We start from the raw sequence: 24,146 nt of genomic DNA on the forward strand, positions 1-24,146 counted from the left end.
GGATCAGACGCTCCCGCGACGCACGATCGACGTGGGGACGAACGAGCCGGTGGGGGAGATGGTCTCGCCCCGCAACTGCGCAAGTAGGACCTCGGCCGCGCGCTGACCGACGGCCGCTGCCGGCTGATGGACGGTCGTGAGCGGCGGGTGACAGCGCAGGGCCCAGGCCGAGTCGTCGAAGCCGACGACCGACACGTCCTCCGGAACCCGCCGACCGGCGGCGCGCAACGCCTCGAGGGCACCTGCCGCGACCGCGTCGGACGCCGCGAAGAGGCCGTCGATCTCCGGTACTCGTGCGAGGAGTTCGGTCATGCCGGAGAAGCCATCCTGATGGGAGTAGAACGGGACCTCGACGACGAGCCGCTCGTCGAACCGGTCGCCGAGGGCGTCACGGAAGCCGGCGAGCCGATCTGAGCCGGAGTCGCGGTCGAGCGCCGCCGCGATCATGCCGATACGTCCGCGGCCGGCACCGATCAGCTCGCGCGTGATGTCGGCCGACGCGGCGCGGTTGTCGATCCCGACGAACGGGAGTTCGCGGAGGTCGGGCGGGTGGCCGACGAACGTCGCCGGGAGCCCGAGGCGTTCGATCACCCGGGTGATCGGGTCGTTCTCGCGGGCGGACACCATGATGACCCCGTCGACGAAGCCGCCGGAGAGGTACCGGGTGATGCGGTCGGTGTCGCGCTCCGAGTCGACGACCAGGCAGACGAGCTGGTGGTCCGCCTGCGAGAGGGCCTCGTTCGCGCCGAGCAGGATGTTGCCGATGTTGGGGTCGTCGACGAAGAGACTGTGCGGCTCGTGGACGACGAACCCGACGGCCTGCGTGCGCTGCATGACGAGGTTTCGGGCGGCCGTATTCGGCACATAGCCGACCTTCTCGATCGCGGCCTCGATCGCCTCGCGGGCCTCGGCCGACACGTACCGCTCGCCGTTGACGACCCGGCTGACGGTGCCGCGGGAGACGCCGGCCTCGACCGCGACATCGTGCACGGTGGCCCGTTTGCGGCGAGTCGGCGGAGGGGTCACGGCTCCACCCTAGCGCCGCGCTGAACCGCTCACCTCGTTCGCTGTGTTGACAGATTCAGAAGAGCAAACGTACTCTGTGTACGTTCACAGACTCTCAACGAAGAGTTGTCGCTCTCCGATCTGTGCACGTTCACAGAATCCGGAGCACCATGAGCACCACCCCCACGTTCAGCCACGACGGCATCGCCTACGGCTGCGACTACAACCCCGAGCAGTGGGATCGGTCCGTCTGGCACGAAGACGTCGCCCTCATGCAGGAAGCCGGCGTCGACCTCGTCGCCCTCAACATCTTCGGGTGGTCCCACCTCGAGCCCCGTCCGGGCGAGTTCGACTTCTCCGGCCTCGACGAGATCCTCGACCTGCTCCACGCAGCGGGCATCCGGGTCAACCTCGGAACCGGCACCGCCTCCGCTCCACCGTGGCTGACCTTCCGCCACCCCGAGATCCTCCCCGAGACCGAGGACGGCACGACACGCTTCCCCGGCGGCCGCCAGGCCTGGTGCCCTTCGTCCGCCGTCTTCCGCCGGTACGCGTTGGAACTGGTCGAGCGGGTCGCCGCGCGGTACGGCGCCCACCCGGCCGTCGAACTCTGGCATGTCTCGAACGAGCTCGGCTGCCACAACGCGCTCTGCTACGACGACGAGTCCGCCGAGGCGTTCCGCGGCTGGCTCCGCGGACGCTACGGCACGATCGAACGCCTGAACACCGCCTGGGGCACCTCGTTCTGGAGCCAGCAGTACAGCGACTTCGCCGAGATCCTTCCGCCCCGCCTCACGCTGTCGAGCCGCAACCCCAGCCAGGTCATCGACTTCCACCGCTTCTCCTCCGACGAGCTGCTCGACTACTACCGCGCCGAGCTGGAGGTGCTGCGCCGCCACAGCACGGTGCCCGTCACCACCAACTTCATGGTCACCGCGCACATCCGGAACATGGACTACTGGCAGTGGGCCCCCGAGATGGACGTCGTCGCCAACGACCACTACCTCGACAACCGGCTCGCCGACCCGACGGCGGAACTCTCCTTCGCGAGCGACCTCACGCGCGGCCTGGCCGGCGGCGGTTCCTGGCTGCTCATGGAGCAGTCGACCGGTGCCGTCAACTGGCAGCCGCAGAACCTCGCGAAGGCGCCCGGCGAGATGACCCGCAACTCGCTGACGCACGTCGCCAAGGGAGCCGAAGCCGTCTGCTTCTTCCAGTGGCGCGCCTCCCTGCAGGGCTCGGAGAAGTTCCACTCGGCCCTGCTGCCCCACGCCGGCACCGACTCCGACGTCTGGCGGGAGGTCGTCGCCCTCGGCGGCACCCTCGACCGACTCGACGAGGTCGTCGGGACGCGCGTGCAGGCCGACGTCGCACTCGTGTTCTCGTGGGAGAACTGGTGGGCCGCCGACGGTGAGAGCCGCCCGACCCACGCGGTCGACTACCTCTCGCAGGTGCACGCGGTGCACGCCTCGCTGCGTCGACTCGGCCACACCGTCGACGTCGTCCGTCCGGGAGCAGACCTCTCGGCGTACCGACTCGTCGTCGTCCCCAACCTCTATCTCGTGCGGGACACCGAGGCGGCGGTCATCGCCGACTTCGTCGCAGGCGGCGGTCACGCGGTGATCACCTTCTTCAGCGGGATCGCCGACGAAGAGGATCGCGTCCGTCCCGGCGGGTACCCGGGCGCGTTCCGAGAGCTGCTCGGCGTCAACACGGAGGAGTTCGCGCCCGTCCTGCCGGGGCGGACCCTCACGCTCGCCTCCGGGAAGACCGCGACCGCCTGGTCCGAGCGCACCCGCGCCCGCGGCGCCGAGGTCCTCGACACCTTCGCCGACGGCCCCTCGATCGGTCGACCGGCGATCACCCGCAACCGCATCGCGGGCGGCGGGGACGCCTGGTACCTCGCGACGAACCTCGACGCCGACGCGCTCGACGACGTCCTGCGCGACGCCGCAGCCGGCGCGGGCGCCGTGCCGCAGGGAGACGAGCGGCTGCAGGGCCTCGAGGTCATCCGTCGTGTCGGCGACGACCGCAGCTACCGCTTCCTCATCAACCACTCGACGCACGACGTCGAGCTGCCGGCGACCGGGCACGAGCTCGTCACCGGCGAACCCGTCGACTCCATCGCACGCGTGCCAGCCGGTGCCGTGCGCGTCATCAGAGAGGACCGCACGCGATGAGCGTCAACATCGAGACGGCAGGGGCGACGTCACCACGTCCGACCCGCCGGCGGACGGCAGCGCGACTGCCGAAGGCGGTGGTGCAGCACAAGCGGGCGATCGCCTTCTTCATCGTCCCGTTCGCCGTCCTCTTCGCCCTGTTCTACCTCGTGCCGATCGGTTACGCCGTGTACCAGTCGCTGCTGGTGATCGAGCGCGACGGCACCTTCGGCCAGGCCCGTGAGGTGTTCGGCGGGTTCGCCCAGTACGTTCAGGTCTTCCAGAACGGGCCGTTCTGGCAGTCGGTCGGTCGAGTGCTCCTCTTCGGTGTCGTCCAGGTTCCAGTGATGCTCGGGCTCGCGCTCCTGTTCGCCCTGCTGCTCGACTCGCCGCTGCTCCGCGGCAAGCGCTTCTTCCGCCTCGCGTTCTTCGTGCCGTACGCGGTCCCCGGCGTCATCGCCGCCATCATGTGGGGCTTCCTCTACTCGCCCAACCTGTCGCCGTTCACCGCGATCACGCAGAACGTCGACTTCCTCTCCGCCGACCTCGTGCTGTGGGCGATCGCGAACGTCGTCACCTGGGTGTTCGTCGGCTACAACATGCTCATCATCTACTCCTCGCTCCTCTCCATCCCGACGGAGATCTACGAGGCTGCGCGGCTCGACGGCGCCGGCCAGGCCCGCATCGCCTGGTCGATCAAGATCCCGCTGGTGATGCCCGCGATCGTCCTCACCGCGATCTTCTCGATCATCGGCACACTCCAGCTCCTCGCCGAACCGCAGGTGTTCCGGTCGTTCAGCTCGGCCGTGAGCAGCACCTTCACGCCGAACCTCACCGTCTACACCACCTCGTCCATCCCGAACGTGAACCTCGCAGCCGCCTTCTCGGTCGTGCTCGCGCTGGCGACCTTCGTCCTCTCGTTCGGGTTCCTGAAGTTCACGCAGCGAAAGGAAGGCAAATGACCGCCATCCTGTCCACCGGCCGCGGCCCGCAGGAGAGCCGCCTGTCGCGTGCCGGCGCGCTCATCGTGATGCTCGTCTTCACGCTCTACTTCCTCATCCCGATCTGGTGGTTGTTCATCGCGTCGACCAAGTCGTCGTCGCAGTTCTCGAACACTGCCCCGCTCTGGTTCGCGGACTTCAACCTCTTCGAGAACATCGGACAGCTCGTCGCCTACCGTGACGGCGTCTACCTGAAGTGGATGCTGAACTCGGTGCTGTACGCCGGACTCGGCGCGCTCCTCGGCACCCTGTTCGCGGCGATGTGCGGGTACGCGCTCGCCAAGTACCGGTTCCCGGGCCGCGACCTGATCTTCAACGTCGTGCTCGGCGGTGTGCTCGTGCCGGCCACGGCGCTCGCCCTCCCGCTGTTCCTGATCTTCAGCCAGGTGGGCCTCACGAACACTTTCTGGGCCGTCTTCCTGCCGTCGCTCGTCAGCCCCTTCGGCGTCTACCTCACCCGCATCTTCGCGGCGTCGAGTGTGCCGGAGGAACTACTCGAGGCCTCGCGGCTCGACGGGGCGGGGGAGGTCCGGACCTTCTTCACCATCTCCGTGCGACTGATGTTCCCGGCGCTCGTCACCGTATTCCTGTTCCAGTTCGTCGCCATCTGGAACAACTTCTTCCTGCCGCTCATCATGCTGCGCGACGAAGCCCTGTTCCCCGTCACCCTCGGGCTCTACTCGTGGAACTCGCAGGTCAACCAGATCCCCGAACTGCGCCTGTACGTCCTCGTCGGCGCGTTCCTGTCGATCATCCCGCTCGTCATCACCTTCCTCCTGCTCCAGCGGTTCTGGCGTTCCGGCCTCGGTGCCGGCGCCGTGAAGTGACCGCCCGACGATCAGCACCTCCCGAATCACCCGCACCAGCAACACCATCCCTCACCATTCACAGAAGAACGGATTCGCAATGAACCTCAAGAGAACAGCGGTCGCCGCAGCGGTGCTGTCGGCCGTCGTCCTGAGCGGCTGCTCCTCCACCGGGTCGGACGGCGGCAGTGCTGCTGCGTCCTGTGCCCCGGCGGAGGGCAAGGTCGACCTCAGCTTCACCTCCTGGATCCCCGGCATCGAAGAGGTCGTCGACGTCTGGAACACGGAGAACCCCGACATCCAGGTCAAGGTCCAGACCGGCCCGAACGGCAACAGCGGCACGTACCAGAACTTCTTCAACCAGCTGAAGGCCGGCAACGCGCCCGACCTCGGTCAGATCGAGTACGACGCCCTCCCGAACTTCCGCGTGCAGAACGGCCTCATGGACCTCGGTGCGTGCGACGAGGTCATGGCCGCGAAGGACGACTTCGTCGACTGGACCTGGGGTCAGGTCTCGCTCGGCGAGTCCGACTCGGTCTACGCGGTCCCGCAGGACTCCGGCCCGATGGCCATGTTCTACCGCGCCGACCTCTTCGAGCAGAACGGGATCGCCATCCCGACGACGTGGGCCGAGTACAAGGAGGCCGCCAAGCAGGTGCGTGCCACCGGCGCCTACATCACCAACTTCTCGCAGGGTGACATCAACCAGTTCGCGGGTCTCGTCTGGCAGGCCGGCGGCAGCTGGTTCAAGAACGACGGCAGCGACTGGACCGTCGACCTGACCGACCCCGCGTCCAAGCAGGTCGCCGACTACTGGCAGGACCTGATCGACGAGGACCTCGTCTCGACCGTGCCGACGTGGACGACCGAGTGGGACAACGCCTACAACTCCAGCGCCGCCTGGACCTGGAACTCGGCGGTCTGGGGTGCGAACTCCATCGCTTCCGGTGCGCCCGACACCGCCGGCAAGTGGGCCGTCGCGAAGGCGCCGCAGTGGAAGGCCGGCGACTCCGCCGCCGGCAACTGGGGTGGTTCGTCCACCGCGGTCTTCACCGGTTCCGAGCACCCCTACGAGGCTGCGAAGTTCGCCCTGTGGCTGAACACCTCTGACGAGGCGCTCACCATGCTTAACAAGAGCGCGAACATCTACCCGGCGACGAAGGACGGCCTGAACCTCCCCGTCCTGAAGGAGGGCGTCGACTTCTACGGCGGCCAGCCGATCTACGATGTCTTCGCGGAGGCGTCCTCCGAGGTGTCCGAGGACTTCGCCTGGGGTCCGACGATGACGCAGACGTACAACGACGTGTCCGACGGCTTCAAGGCGGCGGTGTCCGGCAACGGCACCCTGCTCGACGCCCTCACCAAGGGCCAGTCGGCGACGATCGACGCCCTGAAGGCGCAGTCCATCCCCGTCAAGGAGTAGAACCACCGTGATCCATCACCTTCGTGCCGCGGGCGTCAGCCTGATCGTCGACGCCCGCGGCACGAAGGTGCCCACCATCCTCCACTGGGGAGCCGATGTCGGCGAACTCGCCGCCGCCTCCCTCACCGCACTCGCCGATGGCCTGACGCCCGCGATCCCGCCGTCGTCCATCGACGCCCCACCACGCCTCAGCCTGCTGCCCACCGTGTTCGACGGTTGGAGCGGCCGCCCGGGTGTCGGCGTGCACCGTCCGGGTGGACCGGACGCCTCGAACCTGCTCGCGCTGCGGCTGATCGACCAGCAGGCCACCGACACCTCGCTGATCCTGACGACGGCCGACGAGCGCGCCGCGGTGACGGTCGTCTCCACGATCGAGCTGACCCCGCAGGGCGTTCTGCGAGTCAGGCACGCCGTGCGCAACGACGCCGAGGTCGACGGCCCGCTCGCCGTCGACGCCCTCGCCGTCGTGCTGCCGGTCCCGGACCGCGCCACCGAACTCCTCGATTTCACGGGCCTCTGGACCCACGAGCGCACGCCCCAGCGGCACCGCCTCGGACAGGGCGCCTGGACCCGCGAGCACCGTCACGGCCGACCGGGGCACGACGACGCATTCCTGTCCGTCGTCGGCGCGCCCGGCTTCGGCTTCCGCACGGGTGAGGTGTGGGCGACCCACCTCGCCTGGAGCGGCGACCAGGTGCTCTGGACCGAGCGTTCGGCGCTCGGACCAGCCGCCACCGGCTCCGGCGAACTGCTCGCCCCCGGCGAGGTCGTCCTGGCACCGGGCGAGCGCTACGAATCGCCGTGGACGGTCGCCGTCTACTCCGACGCGGGCCTCGACGGCGTCTCCGCCCGACTGCACCCCTGGATCCGTTCCTGGAGCACGATCACGAAGCCCCGCCCGGTGGTACTGAACACCTGGGAGGCCGTGTACTTCGACCACGACCTGCCCACCCTGCTGTCGCTCGTCGAGCAGGCGCAGCGTGTCGGGGTCGAGCGGTTCGTGTTGGACGACGGTTGGTTCACGGGCCGGACCGACGACCGACGCGCGCTCGGCGACTGGTTCGTCGACCCGGAACGCTGGGCCGGCGGGCTGTCGCCGCTCATCGACGCGGTCACCGCTGCCGGCATGGACTTCGGGCTGTGGGTCGAACCCGAGATGGTGAACCCCGACTCCGAGCTCGCGCGCACCCACCCCGACTGGGTGCTGGGGCACCCGGACGCACCGACCTGGCGCTTCCAACGGGTGCTCGACCTCGACCACCCGGACGCGTTCGCCTACCTCCTCGGCCGACTCGACGCGCTGCTGACCGAGTACGACATCGCGTTCCTCAAGTGGGACCACAACCGCGACCTGCTCGGCGGTTCGGCGCACCGGCAGACCGCGGCGCTCTACCGGCTGCTCGACGAGGTGCGAGCGTTGCACCCCGGGGTCGACATCGAGTCGTGCGCCTCGGGTGGCGCGCGGATCGACCTCGGCATCCTGGAGCGGGTCGAGCGGGTGTGGACGAGCGACACGAACGACCCGCTGGAGCGCCAGTCGATCCAGCGGTACACCGGCCTCGTGATCCCGCCGGAGTATCTCGGTGGACACCTGGGCGCCGCCCGCTCGCACACCACCTGGCGGACCTCGGACCTCGCATTCCGGCTCGCCACGGCCCTCTTCGGCAGTGCGGGCATCGAGTGGAACCTCAACGAGGCGAGCGAGGACGAGCTCGACCTCATCGCGGCGTGGATCGGCCACTACAAGCGCCTCCGGCCGTTGCTGCACACGGGTGCCGTCGTCCGCATGGACGGTGCGGACCCCGCGCTGCAGGCGCACGGAGTAATCGCCCAGGACCGCTCGTCCGCGATCGTCGCGCAGGTGGCGCTCGCCGCGCCTCGGACGGCCGTCCCCGCTCCACTGCGCGTGCCGGGCCTCGATCCCGAGCGTTCGTACCGGGTCAGCCCGCTCGACCTCGGCGCGCCCGCCCGGTCGATCCAGGACGCACCGCCGTCGTGGCTGGCCGAGGGGTCGATCGTGCTCACCGGCCGCGTGCTGGCCGAGGTCGGGATCGCGATGCCGCTCCTCGCCCCCGAGCAGGCGCAGCTCTTCACGCTCGACGCGGACTAGCCGCAACGACCGAGGACTCCCTCGCCCAGGTTCAGGCGGGGGAGTCCCCGGTCGCGTGAGCTTCGGTCAGACGTTGCAGCCTGAGCCACGAGCCGCGTCGTAGGGGTACCAGTCGATGGGGCCGGGACCCATCTGCGGCCCGCACAGGATGTTCCAGGTCTCGGCACCCACGACACCGTCGACCTGCATGCCCCAGTAGGTCTGGAAGGCGACGACGGCTGCTCGGGTCTGCTCGCCGAACTGGCCGTCGACCTCCAGGTTGGACACGCCCCCGGGGATCCTGGGCCCGAAGGCGTTGAGGAGCGTCTGGATGTTGGCGACGCACCCACCGTCGCCGCCGACGGAGTACTGGTAGTCGACGCACTGGCCCGCGGCGGACGCCGGAGCGGCGGTCGCGACACCGCCCACGGAGCCGGCGATCGCGAGGCCGAGGGCGGCCCCCGCGAGGGTGATCCTGCTGCGCATCGTTCGTGTGGTCATGATGTTCCTCTCGTTCGACTGCTCGGACATCACGAGCGTAGGTCGAGCGCCTCGAACACCGAATGGGGAGGAGTGCCCATCCGACCGGCATCGCCGCTCAGTCGATGCCGATGTCCTCGCCGACGACGGTGATCTGCGCCGGCACCGGCCACGGGTGGTCGCCGACCGGCGCGAGGCGGACGAGCTCGGTGACCCGAGGGGCCGGAGCGCCGGCCTCACCGATGAGCCAGCCACCGACGAGGAACGTCGTGCCCGGGACGGACCACACGGCGATCCCCGTCACGCCGAAGTCGCCGTAGGCGCCGTCGGAGAACCGCACCGTGACGAGGTCGCCGTGGGTGAGCTCGGCGAGCTGGGCGGCGACGGCGCCCGGGTCGGGGTCGACGGGATCCAGCTCGGGGATCGTCTCGAGCACCTGCAGGGGCTTCGTCGGCTTGCCGTTCTGATCGAGCGCCGTCCCCGCCAGGAGGAGGCCGCCGATGATCGGTGACCGACGGGCTCGGCCGACGAGGTCGAACACGCCGTACCGGGGCACACTCAGGCGCGCTTGCAGGGAAGCGCTGTCCTCGGCCGACTCGATGGCGGCCGTGAGGCCCTTGATGTCGCGGCGAGCAGGAGCGCTGAGGTCGTAGTTCACCCGTCAACTCTCGCAGATCGCGGCCACCCATGTCGGTCCGGCTTCGTCCCGCGAGTTCACGGGAGATGGGAGGCTGGGGTGGTGATCGCCGCACTCGAACTCCCCGCCACCCTGACCGCCCGTGAGCAGACGCTCGTCCTCCGCGGGGCCGGCCTCGGCGACCTCGACGCCCTGATGGCGTTGCTCGCCGACGACCCGATCAGTGCCGCGCGAGGCGACCAGGCCCAGGAGAGCGACCTGCCCGCCTACGAGCGCGCGCTCGCAGACCTCATCGGCGACCCGTCGAACGAGATCCTGCTCGTCGAGGACGCCGCCGGTGCCGTGATCGCGACGATGCAGCTGACCCGCATCCCCGGCATGGCCCGCCGCGGCTCGACCCGACTGCTCGTCGAGGCGGTGCGGGTCTCCTCCGCGCTGCGGTCCGGCGGCGTCGGTTCGGCGATGATGCGCTGGGTGACGGACGTCGCCGCCCCGGTGACAGGATCGTCGATCGTGCAGCTGACCTCCGACGAGGCCCGGGTGGACGCCCACCGCTTCTACGAACGCCTCGGCTTCGTCGGCTCGCACCGCGGATTCAAGTACGCCGTGACGGCGGCGAACTGAGATGGGCGTTGTCCGCACCCTCGCCCGCTGGCTCCTCGGAGCAGCGCTCGTCTTCGCCGGTGTCGGTCACCTCACGTTCGCCAGGCAGTCGTTCGTCGCGCAGGTGCCGCAGTGGTTGCCCCTGCCGGTCGACTTCGTCGTGCTGGCGTCAGGAGTCGTCGAGATACTGCTCGGCCTCTCGCTCCTGCTCCTCGGACGGTATCGGGTGGTGGTCGGCTGGGTCGTGGCCGCCTTCTTCGTCGCCGTGTTCCCCGGCAACATCGAGCAGTTCATCCGCGGAACCGACGCCTTCGGGCTCGACAGCGACGTCGCCCGCGCCGTCCGTCTGGTCTTCCAGCCCGTCCTCGTGATCTGGGCCCTGTGGTCCACCGGCGCCTGGCGCGCGTGGCGGGAGCGACGCCACCGCGACAGCGCACACTGAGCACGGTCGCTAGTTCGTCTAGTCATCCAGCCCGGTCGCCTGTCAAGGGGCCCTGGTTTCCAGGCACCCTCCGGCAGAGTTGAAGCATGCGATGCATTACCTACGCCGGCGAGAACGTCGTGACCACCGATGAGGTCGCGGGGCTCCTCGTCGAGCTGACCGCCGAACTGGCCAAGCGGGGCCGCGCTGAAGCGGTCACCATCCCGATCGTCGTCGAGCACGACGGCGACGAGGACGGCCCAGCCTCCGCGCAGCTCGTCATCGGACTCGGCAACGACGTCCTGTCAGTGCCGCACAGCTGGAACGAGGACGTCCCCGACTTCAGCGAAGGCCGCGACCGCCTCCAGGGCTACCTGGAGGACATCCGTCCTTCCACGGCGACGTACGACCCGCTTGACTCCATCGAGACCTCCGACGTCCTCGAGGACCCAGACCTCGACCTGCGCGACTTCGCCCGCTGAGTCATCCCGTCACGGCGACGCCGGCGCCGACCCCTCGGGTCGACGCCGGCGTTTGCACGGTCGATCAGCGCGGCAGCGGCAGCTTGGCCGTCTCCCGGGCCCGCAGCACGACGATCAGCGTGATGAGCGCCGCCGCCATCACGTAGAACGCAGGGGCGAAGCGGTTTCCGGTCGAGGCGATGAGGAACGTCGCGAAATACGGGGTGATCCCGCCGAACACGGCGACCGACAGGTTGTACGCGATCGCCATCGAGCCGTAGCGGATGTTCGTCGGGAACAGCTCCGCCATTGCTGCACTCGACGCACCGTCGTACGCGGCCATGAACACGCCGAGGATGACCATCGCGACCGCTGCAGCGGCGAAGTTGCCGGCGCTCATGAGCATGAGCGTCGGGTACGTCAGGACGAGGAATCCGACGCAGCCCGCGATCATCACCGGCTTGCGTCCGATCCGGTCGCTCAGCAGGCCCATGAATGGCACGAGGATCGCGATCGCGAGGAGCCCGAGGACTGTGACGCCGTAGCTGAGCGGTTGTGAGTACCCGAGGTCGGTCTGCAGGTATGACGGCATGAAGGTCTGCAGGATCCAGTGGCCGACTGCCTTGATCACGACGAAGCCGACGCAGAAGAGCAGGGCCTTCCACGAGGTGCGCAACGACGTCCGCAGCGGTGACTTCGAGACGGCGCCCTTGGCCTGGATCGCCTGGAACTCCGGGGTGTCCTCGAGCTTGTTCCGGAGGTAGAGCCCCGCGAGCCCGAGGGGGAGTGCGAGGAAGAAGAGGGCGCGCCAGCCCCAGTCGTTGAGCGCGTCGGTGCCGAGCGTCGAGGTGAAGAGGAGCACGAGACCCGCACCGACGACGAAGGCCGCGAACCCGAACACGTCGATGAAGCTCGTCACGAAGCCACGCCGGTTGGACGGAGCGTACTCCGCGAGGAGCGTGGTGGCGCCCGAGCTCTCGCCGCCGGCGGCGAACCCTTGGACGAGCCGGACGATCACGAGCAGGATCGGTGCCCACAGGCCGATCATGTCGAACGTCGGCAGGAGACCCATGACGACGGTCGCCCCGGACGTCACGAGGATCACCGTCGCAAGGATGGTCTTGCGTCCGAGCCGGTCGCCGAGCGATCCCCAGAAGAGGCCGCCGAGCGGGCGCATCACGAAGCCGGCTCCGAACACCGCGAATGCGGACAGGAGCGCGGCCTGCGGGTTGCCCTGCTCGAAGAAGTTGAGGCTGATGACCGTCGCGAGGGTGCCGTAGAGGCCGAAGTCGAACCACTCCACGAAGTGGCCGGCTCCCGCGGCCCAGATGACCTTCCGCATGCGTCGCGAGCGCTCCGCGTCGTCGTACGGGGTCTGCGCGCTATGCGCGGCGGCCTCCGCCAGGGTTTCGGCCTGTGTCCTGCTGTCGTCCATCGGTCCTCACATCGTTGTCGGGGTGTCTGGAAGTTCACCTGCTGACGTAGCATACCCACTCAATGGGAAACTCGTACCGCTGAATGGTAGCGTGGGAGCAGCCCGCAGGTCGACACCGATCTGACGGCTTCCAGGATCACGCATCACGAAGGAGTGTCGTCCATGCAGCACCGCACCCAGTCCGCCGACGTCGTCGTCATCGGCGGAGGTCTTGCAGGGGTCTCCGCCGCCGTCGCTGCCGCCCGTCTCGGTTCCCGGGTCTCGCTCATCACCAACCGGCCCGTCCTCGGGGGCAACTCCTCGAGCGAGGTGCGCGTGTGGGTCGTCGGCGCGACCGCGCACGGCCACCAGCGGTTCGCGCGCGAGACCGGCATCATGGGCGAGCTCTTCCTGGAGAACCAGTACCGCAACCCCGAGGGCAACCCGTACTACTGGGATCAGACGGTCCTCGACCTCGTGCGCGCCGAGCCGAACGTGCAGCTGCACCTCAACACGGACGTCCGCATCGTCACGATGGCGGAGCCGACGGGAGCGGAGTCAGCGGAGGCACCGCGGATCGCGTCCGTCACCGGCTGGACGATGGGGAGCGAGCTCGAGACCGAGTTCGTCGCCCCGGTCTTCATCGACTGCACCGGCGACGGACTCGTCGGCCACCTGGCCGGTGCGACGTCACGGATCGGCCGGGAGAGCCGCGCCGAGCACGGCGAGCCGTGGGCGCCCGAGGTGGCGGACGACGAGCTCCTCGGCAGCTCGATCTTCTTCTACACGAAGGACACCGGCCGCCCGGAGCGGTTCGTCGCCCCCGACATCGCCCGAGACATCCGCGACACCCCGATCCTCACCAACCGGATCATCCGCACCGGCGACAATGGTTGCAACTACTGGTGGATCGAGTGGGGTGGCGAGCTCGACACCGTCGCCGAGAACGAACAGATCCGCGACGAGCTGTGGAGCGTCGTCTTCGGGATCTGGGACTACATCAAGAACTCCGGCGAGTTCGACGCGGACACCCTCACGCTCGAGTGGGTCGGGTCGATTCCGGGCAAGCGCGAGTATCGCCGGCTGTTGGGCGACCACACCCTCACGCAGAACGACCTCCTCGACCAGGTCGACTTCGAGGACACCGTCGCCTTCGGTGGATGGTCGATCGACCTGCACCCGGTGGAGGGTGTCTACGCCGAGACCGCCGGCGCCCAGCAGCGGTTCAGCAACGGCACCTACGGCATCCCGTTCCGCAGCCTCTACTCACGGGACGTCGGCAACCTCCTGTTCGCCGGTCGCAACATCTCCGCGTCCCACGTCGCGTTCGGGTCCACGCGGGTCATGGCGACCTGCGCGACCCAGGGCCAGGCGGTGGGGACGGCAGCGGCGCTCATCGCCCGTGATGGCCTGACTCCGCGAGGGCTCGCCGGCGAGGCGCTGCCGCTCCTGCAGCGCACCCTCCTCCGCGAGGACGCCCCCGTCATCGGCGTCACCGTCGACGACCCGGACGACCTGGCTCCGCGCGCGACCGTCTCCGCGTCGAGCGCGCTTGACACGATCTCGACGCTGGAGCACCTCGGCGACGGCGAGCGGTTCGCCCTCGACCGCGACGTCGCGATCCTCGTACCCGTCGCCCCGACGCTGGACCAGATCACCCTGCTGGTCGACGCCGCGCGTGACACGACCCTCCGCGTGGAACTGTGGAGCGCGGGCAAGCGCCAGAACGCCGTGCCGGTCGAGCACCTCCTCGACGGCTCCGTGGAGGTCGCCGCCGGAGCCGGTGTCCCGGCCACCGTCCGGTTCGGGTGGACGCCCGACGTGGAGCAGAACGCCGTGGTCGTCGTCCGGGCGAACCCCGACATCAGCCTGCTGCTCACCGACGGCCACCCCTACGGGCTCCTCGTCCTCACGGCCAGGCACGCGTCGGACGAGGTGTTCGACGACCACATCCCCGAGGAGCAGGACCAGGCGATCCTCGACTGGAACGCCCGGAAGCTCCGGGGTCGAAGCGTCGGGCTGACCGTGGGCGGGGACACCACGGCGTACCGCCCCGAGCGCGTGCTCGACGGCTATCAGCGCCCCTACGGCGGCCCGCACCTGTGGTCCTCCGACCGACTCGACGAGGGCCGCGACCTGGTCGCGGAACCCGAGGTCCTCACGCTCGTGTGGGACGAGCCCATCGACGTGGCCTCCGTCCGGATCGTCTTCAACGACGACGTCGACGCCGACCTCATCAATCTGCACCACCACCGCACCGACTTCGAGGCGGTACCGGAGCTCGTCGCCGCGTACCGGCTCGAAGCGCGATCAGCGGGCGCGGCTGAGGGCACATGGACGGTCCTGGCCGAGGTCGAGGGGAACCGGCACCGACACCGGATCCACGACGTCGCACCCGTGCGGGTCGACGCGCTCCGGCTCGTCGTGACGGCCACCAACGGTTCGCCGTACGTCAGCGTCGCGAGCGTGAAGGTCTTCGAGCAGCCGAGCGGGCGCACCACCCGGCCGCGCCGAGCCCGACCGCTACGCTGAACACGGCCTCCCGAGGCCGGACCCCGAACCGACAGCGACACCGTGGAGGACCCGTGGCAGGCGAGATCCAGCAGGGCATCGGTCGTGCGGCATCGGTGCTCGCCGTGCTCGGTGCCTCGACGACCGGGCCGCTGCGGGCCTCCGACATCGCCCGCGCGACCGGCCTCGGCACCTCGACGACCGCCCGGCTCCTCGGCACCCTCGAGGAGCTCGGCTACGTGTCCAAGTCGGCCGACAGCCCGTCGTACGCGATCGGTGCGACGATCCTCGCGCTGGCGAGCGAGGGCCTCAACCAGAACCCGGTCCACCGGGAGTCCCGGGCCCCGGCGCAGGAGCTCGCGCAACGCATCGGCCTCAGTGTGAACGTCGGGGTCCTCGACGGCTCCAGCCTCATCTACCTCTGTCACTTCGAGGGCGCGCTCGCTCCCAAGTCGCACTCCATGATCGGGCTCCGGCAGCCGCTGCACGCGTCGGCCCTCGGTAAGTGCCTCCTGCTCGACCTCGACCCCGACGGCCTCCGGGCGCTGCTCGGCGAGGGACCGCTCGCCCGCTACACGGCCAACACGATCACGGAGCACGCGGCGCTCGCCGCCGAACTCGCGACGGCTCGGGAACGCGGCGTCTGCACCGAGGATCAGGAGCTCGCGCTGGGGCGTCTCGGCATCGCGGCGCCCATCCGCGACGCCAACGCCAGGGTGGTCGCCGCGATCTCCATCTCCGGCCGCCTGAGCCTCATGCGCGAGCGCGACCTCGATGTGCTCACCGAGGACCTCATCGAGGTGGCCGACCGCATCAGTGTCGGACTCGGCCTCATCTCCGCGATCCCGTCCTCCTGACCCGTCCTCCCGTATCCGATCTCCCGAACCCGAAGGTGACCCGTGGCGCAATTCGACCTGCCCCTCGCCCAGCTCCAGCAGTACCTGCCCGACCGCGAGGAGGCCGCCGACTTCGACGCCTTCTGGTCGGACACGATCGCCGAAGCGCATGCACTCGCCCAGCCGACTGAGCGTGAGCGCTCCAACCCCGAGCTGAGCGGTCTCATCGTCGAAGACGTCACGTTCTCCGGCTTCGGCGGCGACCCGATCAAGGGTTGGTTCATCCGTCCTGCGGGCGCGACCGGACCGCTCCCGTGCGTCGTGCACTACATCGGCTACAGCGGCGGCCGCGGGTTCGCCCACCAGTGGACGATGCTCCCCTCCGCCGGGTACGCGGTGTTCGTGATGGACACCCGCGGCCAGGGCAGTGCGAACCTGCCCGGCGCGACCGCGGACCCCGTCGGTAGCGGACCCCAGGTCGCCGGCAAGATGAGCGCCGGGCTCGACAGCCGGGAGACGTACTACTACCGCCGGGTGTTCACGGACGCCGCGCTCGCCGTCGACGTGGTCCGCAGCTTCCCCGAGGTGGATCCGGCTCGCGTCGTCGTCGCCGGGGTCAGCCAGGGTGGCGGCATCGCGCTCGCCGCGGCCGGGCTCAGCGAGGGCCTCGCCGGCGCGCTCGTCGACGTCCCGTTCCTGTCGCACTACCGACGTGCCCTCCAGATCACCGACGCGAGCCCGTTCGCGGAGCTGAAGACGTTCCTCATCAGTCGCCGCGGCCAGGAGGAGCAGGTGTTCCGCACCCTCTCCTACTTCGACGCGACGAACTTCGCGGCCAGGGCGACCGCACCGACGCTCTTCTCGGTCGCGCTGTGCGACGCCGTGTGCCCACCCTCGACCGTGTACGCGGCGTTCAACCACTACGCGGGTGCGCAGAAGGATATCGCCGTGTACCCGTACAACGGGCACGAGGGCGGGGGCCCGGTGCAGCAGCAACGGCAGCTCGAGTACCTCGCGGACCTCTTCGTCTGACGCGCCGTCCGTCCACCTCCGGGCGGACGGTCGTGGGACGATGTGCACGTGAGCGAGACCGACGGCACCGACCCGACCCTGCAGGCCGGCCGACGTCGGACGCGGGCCGGCATGATCGCGGCGATGGCGCTCGTGCTCTCCTCCGCGGCCGGGGCGACCGACGCCTTCGCGTTCCTCCAGCTCGGTGGCGTCTTCACCGCCAACATGACCGGCAACTTCGTGCTGGCCGGCCTCACGAGCCGCCCGGACTTCGCCGAGGTCCTGCTCGGGGCGTCGGTCGCGGTGCTGCTGTTCTCTGTCGGGACGTTCCTGGCCTTCCGATTCACGAGGCCCGTCGCCACCACCGACCGGTCGACCCCGGAGGCACCGCAGCGCCGGCTCGTCCTGGTGCTCGGCGGGGCGGTGGTCGCGCAGTCGTGTGTCCTCCTCGGGTGGATCGTGTCCTCCGACCACCGCACCATGCCCGTGGTCTGCGCCCTCATCGCGCTGTCCACCCTCGCGATGGCCGGGCAGACGGCCGTCGCGCGTCGCATCGAACGCTCGGGCGTGACGACCACGTTCGTGACCGGCACGCTCACCAGCCTCATGCAGAGCCTCGCCGACGGTGTCCACGACCACCACCTGATCCGCGTCGGCGCGATCGTGCTGCTCGTGGCGGGCGCCCTCTGCGGCTCGCTCCTCACGGGCGTCGACCCGGTGTTCGGTGCGGCGCTGCCCCTCGTTCCGTCGATCGTCGGGCTGGTGCTCCTCCGGCTGGCGCCACAGGCCTCCGCGGACTGACGACGAGCGTCGCCACCGAACCGGTCAGGCGATCGCGGCGGTCGCCTCGATCTCGACGAGCTGGTCGTCGTAGCCGAGGACGGTGACACCGAGCAGCGTCGACGGCACGTCGTGATCGCCGAAGGCGGCGCGCACGACCTCCCACGCCGTCACGAGATCGGACTGCTGCGACGAGGCGACGAGGACCCTGGTGCTCGCCACGTCGGCGAGGGTCGCCCCGGCAGCCTCGAGGGCGATGACGAGGTTCTCGACGCACTTCGCCGCCTGCCCGGCGACGTCACCGACGGCGGCCGTCGAGCCGTCGAGGTTCAGCGGGCACGACCCGGCGAGGAACAGCAGCTTCGCGCTCGCCGGGACGGACGAGGCGTAGGCGTATTCGGCCGCATCGGAGAGATGCTCGGCGCGGATCAGGCTGACGACGGACATGGTTCCTCCTCGTGGTGCGGTTCGGTCGCGGGGCGACTCACGCTCCATCGTGCCCCACGGCGTCGCCCGGGTTCGACGCCGAGGCCAGCTCGGGGAGCTGAGCGCCGCGCGTGAGCTGCGCCCGGATGACCACCGGGAAGTGGTCGCTCGCCTCAGAGGTCGGCGGCTGATCGTCGACGAGGGTGTCGATCGGCTCCAGGTTGGCGTGCGGGCCGGGTGCGCCCGAACGGCCGAGCACCCAGTCGATGCGCGCGTTCCCGGGACGCTGTGGGCCGTACCCGTGGAAGGTGCCGACGTCCGTGCCCTCGACCGCCGGCGACAGGTCGACGAAGCCGGCTCGCTCGAAGGCGACGTGCGCCTCGGATCCGCGTGGGGTGTTGAAGTCGCCCGTGAGGAGGATCGGCGTGTCCACCTCGGCGAAGCGGTCCGCGATGAGTTCGGCGCTCTTCGTCCGGACGTCGTCGCCGTGGGGTGTGGCCTCGTGGTCGAGGTGCGTGTTGGCGAAGACCAGCTCGTCCCCGGTCTGTCGCTCCCGGAGCCGCACCCAGGTCACGAACCGGGCGTGCAGCGACGGCCAGGTGTTCGAGCCCGGGGCGTCGGGGGTGTCGGAGAGCCAGAAGTCACCGGCGTCGAGCCGCTCGAACCGTGAGCGACGGAAGAACACCGGCCCGTACTCGCCCGCGGTGCCGCCGTCGCGACCCTGCCCGAACCAGTCGTACTCGGTGAGGCCGGGGAGGAGGTCGCTGAGTTGGTTCCCACGGACCTCCTGCAGGCCGAGGAGGTCGGGCCCGTTGCGGGCGATGACCTGCGAGACGAGCGGAGCCCGGTCCACCCACTCGTGACCGGGTTGGGCGACCGCGGTGCGGATGTTGTAACTCATGACGGTCAGGAGGTTCCGGGCCAGGATGGTTTCGCTCACCCGGTCAGCGTAGGGGAGACGGATGCAGGGGAGCTGTCCCCATGTCGCGGGCGCGGCGGTCTGCCTAGACTCACCCCATGACCTTCGACCTCCGCGATGCTCAGGCCCGGATCCTCGCCCTCAACAGTGAAGACCTCCCCTTCATCTACGACCCGACGCCCGACGGTGTGGTCGCCCACTGGCGGTACGCCGACCAGCGGTGGCTCGGCTTCCTCGGCGCGGGGATGTTCAGTGCGGAGTACGAGCTGCGGGTGGAGTTGCACCCGGAGGACGGCGAGTGGGAGTTCCACGAGGAGTCCTCCTCCTCGAAGACGACGCTCGGGCTGGACGGCCTCTCGACGAAGCGCACCTGGCAGTCGGGGCCGCAGAAGACCTTCACTTTCGGGCGGAGCGTTGCCCCGATTGCGCAGTCCACGGACCGCGACGGCACGACGACCGGCCAGTTCATGGGGTATGACTTCACCACCGACGAGGTCAAGCAGCCCGTCATCGACGCCCTCACCGCCGCCGGCTGGAAGCCGCGCAAGGGGTTCTTCGGCAAGCTCTTCGGCGGCTGATCAGCCGCGAGCCGCCTCGGCGGGCGCTGCACCGGTCGAGTCGCGGACGACGAGTTCGGGCCGCAGCAGGATGGCCGGGGTCGATTCCCGGTCGTCGGTCCTTTCACGCGTGACCACCTGCTCGACCGCCAGCGCGGCCATGCGGGCGATGGGCTGGCGGACGGTCGTCAGCGACGGCGACACGAGATCGGCGAGAGGGATGTCGTCGAAGCCGACGACGGAGACGTCCGTGCCGATGCCGAGCCCCAGATCGCGGATGCCCTTGCAGACCCCGAGGGCCGTCATGTCGTTGATCGCGATGATGGCCGTCGGCGCTGGACCTGCGCTGAACAGCTCGTGCACGGCTCGTCGGCCGACCTCGGGGGCCTCGAGTTCGTCGGCGCCCGCCGGGAGTCCCGCCCACACCGGCAACTCCGATGCGTCGAGACCCGCCGCCTGCACCGCGGCGAGGAACCCCGCGTGTCGGACGGTCCGGTTCACCGAACGCTGCGACCCGGACACGAACGCGATCCTCCGGTGCCCGAGATCGGTCAGGTGGGATGCGGCGACGCTGCCGCCGAGGTGGTTGTCGATCCCGATGCTCGCGACGAGGGGCGGATCGCCGGGCTGGACGGGACGGTCGAACAGGATGAGGTTGAGGCCGCGCTCGACGAAGGCCGCCAGGTGGTCGAGCGACGGCAGTGAGGTGCAGAGGACGATGTCGCGGACGCCGTTGTCCCACAGCTCCTCCACGTAGCCGAGCTCCCGTCCGGGGTCGCGCTCGCTGTTGCCGAGGAGGACGTTGTAGCCGTGGCCGAGTGCCGCCTGCTCGAGCTCCCGGGCGAACGCACCCCAGAACGGGTTGCTGACCGACGGCACGATGAGGCCGATCGTCTTCGTCTGGCCGGTGCGCAGTTGCCGTGCAGCCCGGTTGGGGCGGTAGTCGAGCGCTCGGATGGCCGCGAAGACCCGATCGCGGGTCTCGGGTTGCATGCGGTCGGAACGACTGTTGAGGACGTTCGAGACGGTGCTGGTGGAGACGCCCGCTGCTGCGGCGACCTGTTGGATCGTCACCTTGTCGGCCATGACCGCCCCTTTCGAGCCTCCGCGTCGACCGGGATTCCGGCAGCGGTGCCTTGATCCAGTGTATCGATACAGCGCTCGCGCCGCCAAGCTGAGATCAATTCTTCCGCGCGGTCACTGGTATCGGGCGGGGCCAGTGCTGCTGCGTCGGTTGACGTCGCCATGATCGGTGGTTATGGTCGGTAAATCGATACACAAGATCATCGCCGATCCTGGATACCGATGACGACGACGTCACGGACTCGCGGCATCGTCGCCCCGAATCGATACCCGTGAAGGGAACCAACGCATGACCACCCGGACCATGAGGCCACGCCACCGGCGGACCACCGGCCTCCGCAGGGCTGCCCGTCTCGCCACCGGACTGCTCACCGCGAGCGCGCTCACCCTGGCGCTCGGCGCGTGCTCGACCCCGGCGGCCGAGCAGGACGCCGATCCGAACGCCATCAGCGGCGACCTGACGATGCTGACCCCGATCTTCGAGGGCTCCGCGGGGCAGAAACTGCTGGAGGAGGAGCTGCTGCCGCAGTTCACGGCGATGTACCCCGACGTGACGGTGTCCGTCGACTACACCAACTACGCCCGACTCAACGAGAAGCTGACCACCGGCGTCGTCTCCGGCCTGGTGCCGGACGTGATGATGATGGGCGTCGGCTGGATCGAGGCCTTCGCCGATCGCGGCGTCCTGGCCAACCTGAGCGACGGAGGCCTCACCGCCGAGTCGCTGGAGGAGACCATGACGCCGGAGATCGTCGAGGCCGGGCTCTGGAACGGCGACGTGTACGGCGTCCCGATCATGCTCGACGCCCGCTTCGGCGTGGCCAGGATGGACCTCCTCCGGGAAGCCGGCTACGACCACACCCCTCGGACCTGGGACGAACTCGTCGAGATGGCCGACGCGCTCACCGAGCGCGACGCGAAGGGCAAGCTGACGCGCACCGGCTTCGACATGTTGACGATCGAACCGCGCCAGATGTTCGAGACGGCCCTGTTCTCGAACGGCGGGTCGCTCTTCTCCGAGGACAACAGCTCGCCGGCGTTCGACTCCGAGCAGGGAGTCGAGGCGCTGCAACGGATCGTCGACCTCTTCCACGACGAGAAGGTGGAGGACACCGGGTTCTCCGCGCCCAACGCGACCGTCAACCCGCTCATCAACGGTCGGGCGGCGATGGCGATCGCCCACAACAACGTCTGGACCCAGGCCGAGGCGGCCGACCCGGAGGTGCTGGACGACCTCGAACCGTTCCTCATCCCCGGCGACTCGCCCAGCATGTTCGTCGGCGGGACGATGGCGGCGGTCTCCGCCACCTCGGCTCATGAACGGGCGGCGCAGAAGCTCGTCGAGTTCCTGGCGAGCCCCGGCCCGGCGCTGGCGGCCAACCAGCAGCGCGGCAACGTGCCCGCCCTGACCGAGCTCCTCGAGAGCGACTACGTGCAGGACGACCGTCTCGTGCAGTTCGCGATGGAGAACCTCTCGGTCGCCAAGCGTGAGGGCGGGCCCCCCAAGTGGCTCGGACTCCGCGGCGACGTCGCCCCGGCGATCGAGAACGCGATCCTCCGCAAGAAGACGGCGAAGGCGGCACTCACCGACCTCGCTGCGGCCTTCCAGAAGAAGTTGGACCGGTGATCATGACCGCGACGCGCACCCCCGACGTCCCCAGGACGCTCGACCCCCGGCAACCGCCACCCGTCCCACGGCGGGCCGCCAGCAAGCGTGCGGCTCGGAAGAGCGGCCTGTTCGGCTGGCTCATGGTCGCTCCGGCCGTGTTCCACATCGGCCTCTGGACCGCGATCCCCGTCCTCGCGACGATCGCCCTGAGCTTCACCGATTACGACATCTTCGACGCACCCGCGTGGATCGGTCTCGACAACTACGTGGAGATCTTCCAGGACCCGGTGTTCGGCCAGGCCACGTGGAACACGATCGTCTACACCTTCTGGACCGTGCCCGCCTCGATGGCGATCGCGATGGTCATCGCCGTCGCCCTCAACCAGAACCTGCGTCTCCGCACCTGGTTCCGGACCGCGTTCTTCCTGCCGCAGGTGACGGCCACGGTCGCCATCGCGATGGTCTGGCTGTGGATCTTCAACCCGCAGCAGGGCCTCCTGAACGGGATCCTCTCGGTGGTCGGCATCCCCGGTCAGGCCTGGCTGGCCGACCCGGAGTGGGCGCTCCCCTCGGTGATCCTCGTCGGCGCGTGGCAGGGCATCGGCATCAAGATGCTCATCTACATCGCGGCGCTCCAGAATGTCGATCCGTCGCTGTACGAGGCCGCCGCTGTCGACGGTGCGGGCCCGATCCGGAAGTTCTTCGCGATCACCGTGCCGATGCTGAAGCCCGCCACCTTCTTCGTGCTCATCATCTCGATCATCGGAGCGTTCCAAGTGTTCGACCAGATCTACGTCCTGACCGACGGCGGGCCCGCCAACTCCACGACGATGATGACCTACGAGGTCTACCGCTCCGCGTTCCAGAACTTCGAGATGGGGATGGCCTCGGCGCAGTCGGTGCTGCTGTTCCTGATGCTCCTCGTGATGACCGTCATCGGCCGTCGCGCGACGAAGGGTGACGAGGGATGACCGCCGAACCGCTCACAACGAGGTCGCTCGTCACCGGTGCCCACGAGGACTTCGCGCCGAAGCCGGCCGGGCGGCGTCGGAACCGTCGATGGATCGGACGGCTCGTCCTCAACCTCGCCCTCACGCTCGGCGCGCTCACCATGGTGGTGCCGTTCATCTGGATGATCGCGACGTCGTTGAAGTCCCCGGCCGAGCTCGCCGAGTTCCCCCCGACGTTCCTGCCCAAGGTCTGGGAATGGAGCAACTATCCCGAGGCCCTCCAGGCGGCGCCGTTCGCCACCTACTTCCGGAACAGCTTCATCATCTCGGCGTCGCACACGATCATCACGCTGATCTTCGCCGCGATGGCCGGCTACTCGCTGGCCCGCATCCGGTTCCGCGGTCGCGAGCTGGTCTTCCTCGGCTTCGTCGCGATGCTCATGATCCCGACCTACACGAAGATCGTGCCGCAGTTCCTGCTCGTGAAGTTCATGCCCCTCTTCGGCGGGAACGACATCCTCGGGCAGGGCGGGTCCGGGTGGCTCAACACCTGGTGGGCGCTCATCATCCCCGGAGGTCTGAGCGCGACCGCGATCTTCCTGTTCCGCCAGTTCTACCTCTCCCTCCCGACGGAGCTCGCGGAGGCCGCGCGGATCGACGGACTCAGCGAGTTCCGCATCTTCTCCCGGATCTACACGCCGCTCATCAAGCCGGCGATCGCGACGGTCGCGCTCCTGACCTTCCAGGAGAGCTGGAACAACTTCCTCTGGCCGCTCCTCGTCACGACGAGGGACGACCTCAGGGTGATCCAGGTCGGGCTCGCCGTGTTCCAGCAGCTCGACGGGACGCAGTGGCAGTACCTGATGGCCGGCACCACGATGGCGACCATCCCGATGGTCCTCCTCTTCCTGTTCTGCCAGAAGTACTTCATCCAGGGGTTCACGAACGCCGGCATCAAGTAGTCG

At 69.2% G+C, this 24,146-nt stretch carries 23 protein-coding genes; 16 read left to right on the plus strand and 7 right to left on the minus strand.

Annotated features, from left to right (window positions below; all coding sequences use genetic code 11):
• Positions 1 to 3 precede the first annotated feature (3 nt).
• Entirely contained in the window at positions 4 to 1,026 is a 1,023-nt protein-coding gene (locus ITJ57_RS01000) for a LacI family DNA-binding transcriptional regulator (RefSeq protein WP_056010135.1), read from the minus strand.
• Between the two features lie 149 nt (positions 1,027 to 1,175).
• On the opposite strand from ITJ57_RS01000, the gene ITJ57_RS01005 reads away from it, so the two are divergent.
• The 5 genes from ITJ57_RS01005 to ITJ57_RS01025 all read left to right on the plus strand — a co-directional run bounded on the left by ITJ57_RS01005 (position 1,176) and on the right by ITJ57_RS01025 (position 8,504).
• Positions 1,176 to 3,185, plus strand: coding sequence for a beta-galactosidase (locus tag ITJ57_RS01005; protein ID WP_194668446.1), 2,010 nt, complete (start codon positions 1,176 to 1,178; stop codon positions 3,183 to 3,185).
• Complete coding sequence (locus ITJ57_RS01010; RefSeq protein ID WP_194668447.1) at positions 3,182 to 4,126, plus strand: carbohydrate ABC transporter permease; 945 nt, start codon at positions 3,182 to 3,184, stop codon at positions 4,124 to 4,126. Before ITJ57_RS01005 ends, ITJ57_RS01010 begins: the two co-directional genes overlap by 4 nt.
• Positions 4,123 to 4,992: a carbohydrate ABC transporter permease gene (locus ITJ57_RS01015; protein WP_194668448.1), complete on the plus strand. Its 870-nt coding sequence runs from the start codon at positions 4,123 to 4,125 to the stop codon at positions 4,990 to 4,992. Before ITJ57_RS01010 ends, ITJ57_RS01015 begins: the two co-directional genes overlap by 4 nt.
• Before the next feature lie 79 nt (positions 4,993 to 5,071).
• Positions 5,072 to 6,394: an ABC transporter substrate-binding protein gene (locus ITJ57_RS01020; protein WP_194668449.1), complete on the plus strand. Its 1,323-nt coding sequence runs from the start codon at positions 5,072 to 5,074 to the stop codon at positions 6,392 to 6,394.
• Between the two features lie 7 nt (positions 6,395 to 6,401).
• Positions 6,402 to 8,504, plus strand: a complete 2,103-nt coding sequence (locus ITJ57_RS01025; protein WP_370582114.1) for an alpha-galactosidase — start codon at positions 6,402 to 6,404, stop codon at positions 8,502 to 8,504.
• 66 nt (positions 8,505 to 8,570) lie between these two features.
• On the opposite strand, the gene ITJ57_RS01030 is transcribed toward ITJ57_RS01025, so the two are convergent.
• Both ITJ57_RS01030 and ITJ57_RS01035 read right to left on the minus strand, forming a co-directional pair.
• Positions 8,571 to 8,984 carry a peptidoglycan-binding protein gene (locus ITJ57_RS01030; protein ID WP_194668450.1) on the minus strand — a complete coding sequence of 138 codons (414 nt, stop codon included), beginning with the start codon at positions 8,982 to 8,984 and terminating at the stop codon, positions 8,571 to 8,573.
• A 97-nt stretch (positions 8,985 to 9,081) separates the two neighbouring features.
• Positions 9,082 to 9,621: a hypothetical protein gene (locus ITJ57_RS01035; RefSeq protein ID WP_194668451.1), complete on the minus strand. Its 540-nt coding sequence runs from the start codon at positions 9,619 to 9,621 to the stop codon at positions 9,082 to 9,084.
• A gap of 81 nt (positions 9,622 to 9,702) precedes the next feature.
• Here ITJ57_RS01035 and ITJ57_RS01040 point away from each other — a divergent pair, with 81 nt between their 5' ends.
• The 3 genes from ITJ57_RS01040 (at position 9,703) to ITJ57_RS19225 (ending at position 11,106) form a co-directional block, all read left to right on the plus strand.
• A complete protein-coding gene (locus tag ITJ57_RS01040) occupies positions 9,703 to 10,224 on the plus strand; it encodes a GNAT family N-acetyltransferase (protein WP_194668452.1) in 522 nt (173 codons plus the stop codon).
• 1 nt (position 10,225) lies between these two features.
• Entirely contained in the window at positions 10,226 to 10,645 is a 420-nt protein-coding gene (locus ITJ57_RS01045; protein ID WP_194668453.1) for a DoxX family membrane protein, read from the plus strand.
• Between the two features lie 86 nt (positions 10,646 to 10,731).
• Entirely contained in the window at positions 10,732 to 11,106 is a 375-nt protein-coding gene (locus ITJ57_RS19225; protein ID WP_228506414.1) for a hypothetical protein, read from the plus strand.
• Between the two features lie 64 nt (positions 11,107 to 11,170).
• Here the strand turns inward: ITJ57_RS19225 and ITJ57_RS01055 are convergent, their stop codons facing one another.
• Positions 11,171 to 12,520: an MFS transporter gene (locus ITJ57_RS01055; protein WP_194668454.1), complete on the minus strand. Its 1,350-nt coding sequence runs from the start codon at positions 12,518 to 12,520 to the stop codon at positions 11,171 to 11,173.
• A gap of 153 nt (positions 12,521 to 12,673) precedes the next feature.
• Here ITJ57_RS01055 and ITJ57_RS01060 point away from each other — a divergent pair, with 153 nt between their 5' ends.
• From ITJ57_RS01060 to ITJ57_RS01075, 4 genes are read left to right on the plus strand one after another with little or no spacing between them, the layout of a single operon-like run.
• A complete protein-coding gene (locus ITJ57_RS01060) occupies positions 12,674 to 15,031 on the plus strand; it encodes an FAD-dependent oxidoreductase (RefSeq protein WP_370582116.1) in 2,358 nt (785 codons plus the stop codon).
• Between the two features lie 53 nt (positions 15,032 to 15,084).
• A complete protein-coding gene (locus tag ITJ57_RS01065) occupies positions 15,085 to 15,867 on the plus strand; it encodes an IclR family transcriptional regulator (RefSeq protein WP_194668456.1) in 783 nt (260 codons plus the stop codon).
• A 42-nt stretch (positions 15,868 to 15,909) separates the two neighbouring features.
• Positions 15,910 to 16,878, plus strand: a complete 969-nt coding sequence (locus tag ITJ57_RS01070) for an acetylxylan esterase (RefSeq protein WP_194668457.1) — start codon at positions 15,910 to 15,912, stop codon at positions 16,876 to 16,878.
• 48 nt (positions 16,879 to 16,926) lie between these two features.
• Positions 16,927 to 17,658: a YoaK family protein gene (locus ITJ57_RS01075; RefSeq protein WP_194668458.1), complete on the plus strand. Its 732-nt coding sequence runs from the start codon at positions 16,927 to 16,929 to the stop codon at positions 17,656 to 17,658.
• Between the two features lie 24 nt (positions 17,659 to 17,682).
• On the opposite strand, the gene ITJ57_RS01080 is transcribed toward ITJ57_RS01075, so the two are convergent.
• Positions 17,683 to 18,084: a RidA family protein gene (locus ITJ57_RS01080; protein WP_194668459.1), complete on the minus strand. Its 402-nt coding sequence runs from the start codon at positions 18,082 to 18,084 to the stop codon at positions 17,683 to 17,685.
• A gap of 37 nt (positions 18,085 to 18,121) precedes the next feature.
• Positions 18,122 to 19,003: an endonuclease/exonuclease/phosphatase family protein gene (locus ITJ57_RS01085; RefSeq protein WP_194668460.1), complete on the minus strand. Its 882-nt coding sequence runs from the start codon at positions 19,001 to 19,003 to the stop codon at positions 18,122 to 18,124.
• 77 nt (positions 19,004 to 19,080) lie between these two features.
• On the opposite strand from ITJ57_RS01085, the gene ITJ57_RS01090 reads away from it, so the two are divergent.
• Positions 19,081 to 19,560: a hypothetical protein gene (locus tag ITJ57_RS01090; RefSeq protein WP_194668461.1), complete on the plus strand. Its 480-nt coding sequence runs from the start codon at positions 19,081 to 19,083 to the stop codon at positions 19,558 to 19,560.
• On the opposite strand, the gene ITJ57_RS01095 is transcribed toward ITJ57_RS01090, so the two are convergent.
• Positions 19,561 to 20,625: a LacI family DNA-binding transcriptional regulator gene (locus ITJ57_RS01095; RefSeq protein ID WP_194668462.1), complete on the minus strand. Its 1,065-nt coding sequence runs from the start codon at positions 20,623 to 20,625 to the stop codon at positions 19,561 to 19,563. It lies immediately after the preceding gene.
• Positions 20,626 to 20,911: 286 nt separating this feature from the next.
• Between ITJ57_RS01095 and ITJ57_RS01100 the strand changes: the two genes are divergently transcribed.
• From ITJ57_RS01100 to ITJ57_RS01110, 3 genes are read left to right on the plus strand one after another with little or no spacing between them, the layout of a single operon-like run.
• Positions 20,912 to 22,249, plus strand: a complete 1,338-nt coding sequence (locus tag ITJ57_RS01100; RefSeq protein ID WP_194668463.1) for an extracellular solute-binding protein — start codon at positions 20,912 to 20,914, stop codon at positions 22,247 to 22,249.
• Positions 22,250 to 22,251: 2 nt separating this feature from the next.
• Positions 22,252 to 23,202, plus strand: coding sequence for a carbohydrate ABC transporter permease (locus ITJ57_RS01105; RefSeq protein WP_194668464.1), 951 nt, complete (start codon positions 22,252 to 22,254; stop codon positions 23,200 to 23,202).
• Complete coding sequence (locus ITJ57_RS01110) at positions 23,199 to 24,143, plus strand: carbohydrate ABC transporter permease (RefSeq protein WP_194668465.1); 945 nt, start codon at positions 23,199 to 23,201, stop codon at positions 24,141 to 24,143. The genes ITJ57_RS01105 and ITJ57_RS01110 overlap by 4 nt, the downstream gene beginning before the upstream one ends.
• The last annotated feature ends 3 nt before the right edge of the window (positions 24,144 to 24,146 follow it).

The organism is Plantibacter sp. VKM Ac-2880 (genome assembly GCF_015351235.1).
Taxonomy (GTDB): Bacteria; Actinomycetota; Actinomycetes; order Actinomycetales; family Microbacteriaceae; genus Plantibacter.

What these genes read in the sequence shown, in the direction of transcription:
- ITJ57_RS01005 (WP_194668446.1), top strand. Translation starts at nt 1,176, where the DNA reads ATGAGCACCACCCCCACGTTCAGCCACGACGGCATCGCCTACGGCTGC.
- ITJ57_RS01010 (WP_194668447.1), top strand. Translation starts at nt 3,182, where the DNA reads ATGAGCGTCAACATCGAGACGGCAGGGGCGACGTCACCACGTCCGACC.
- ITJ57_RS01015 (WP_194668448.1), top strand. Translation starts at nt 4,123, where the DNA reads ATGACCGCCATCCTGTCCACCGGCCGCGGCCCGCAGGAGAGCCGCCTG.
- ITJ57_RS01020 (WP_194668449.1), top strand. Translation starts at nt 5,072, where the DNA reads ATGAACCTCAAGAGAACAGCGGTCGCCGCAGCGGTGCTGTCGGCCGTC.
- ITJ57_RS01030 (WP_194668450.1), bottom strand. Translation starts at nt 8,984, where the DNA reads ATGACCACACGAACGATGCGCAGCAGGATCACCCTCGCGGGGGCCGCC.
- ITJ57_RS01045 (WP_194668453.1), top strand. Translation starts at nt 10,226, where the DNA reads ATGGGCGTTGTCCGCACCCTCGCCCGCTGGCTCCTCGGAGCAGCGCTC.
- ITJ57_RS19225 (WP_228506414.1), top strand. Translation starts at nt 10,732, where the DNA reads ATGCGATGCATTACCTACGCCGGCGAGAACGTCGTGACCACCGATGAG.
- ITJ57_RS01055 (WP_194668454.1), bottom strand. Translation starts at nt 12,520, where the DNA reads ATGGACGACAGCAGGACACAGGCCGAAACCCTGGCGGAGGCCGCCGCG.
- ITJ57_RS01080 (WP_194668459.1), bottom strand. Translation starts at nt 18,084, where the DNA reads ATGTCCGTCGTCAGCCTGATCCGCGCCGAGCATCTCTCCGATGCGGCC.
- ITJ57_RS01090 (WP_194668461.1), top strand. Translation starts at nt 19,081, where the DNA reads ATGACCTTCGACCTCCGCGATGCTCAGGCCCGGATCCTCGCCCTCAAC.
- ITJ57_RS01095 (WP_194668462.1), bottom strand. Translation starts at nt 20,625, where the DNA reads ATGGCCGACAAGGTGACGATCCAACAGGTCGCCGCAGCAGCGGGCGTC.
- ITJ57_RS01100 (WP_194668463.1), top strand. Translation starts at nt 20,912, where the DNA reads ATGACCACCCGGACCATGAGGCCACGCCACCGGCGGACCACCGGCCTC.
- ITJ57_RS01105 (WP_194668464.1), top strand. Translation starts at nt 22,252, where the DNA reads ATGACCGCGACGCGCACCCCCGACGTCCCCAGGACGCTCGACCCCCGG.
- ITJ57_RS01110 (WP_194668465.1), top strand. Translation starts at nt 23,199, where the DNA reads ATGACCGCCGAACCGCTCACAACGAGGTCGCTCGTCACCGGTGCCCAC.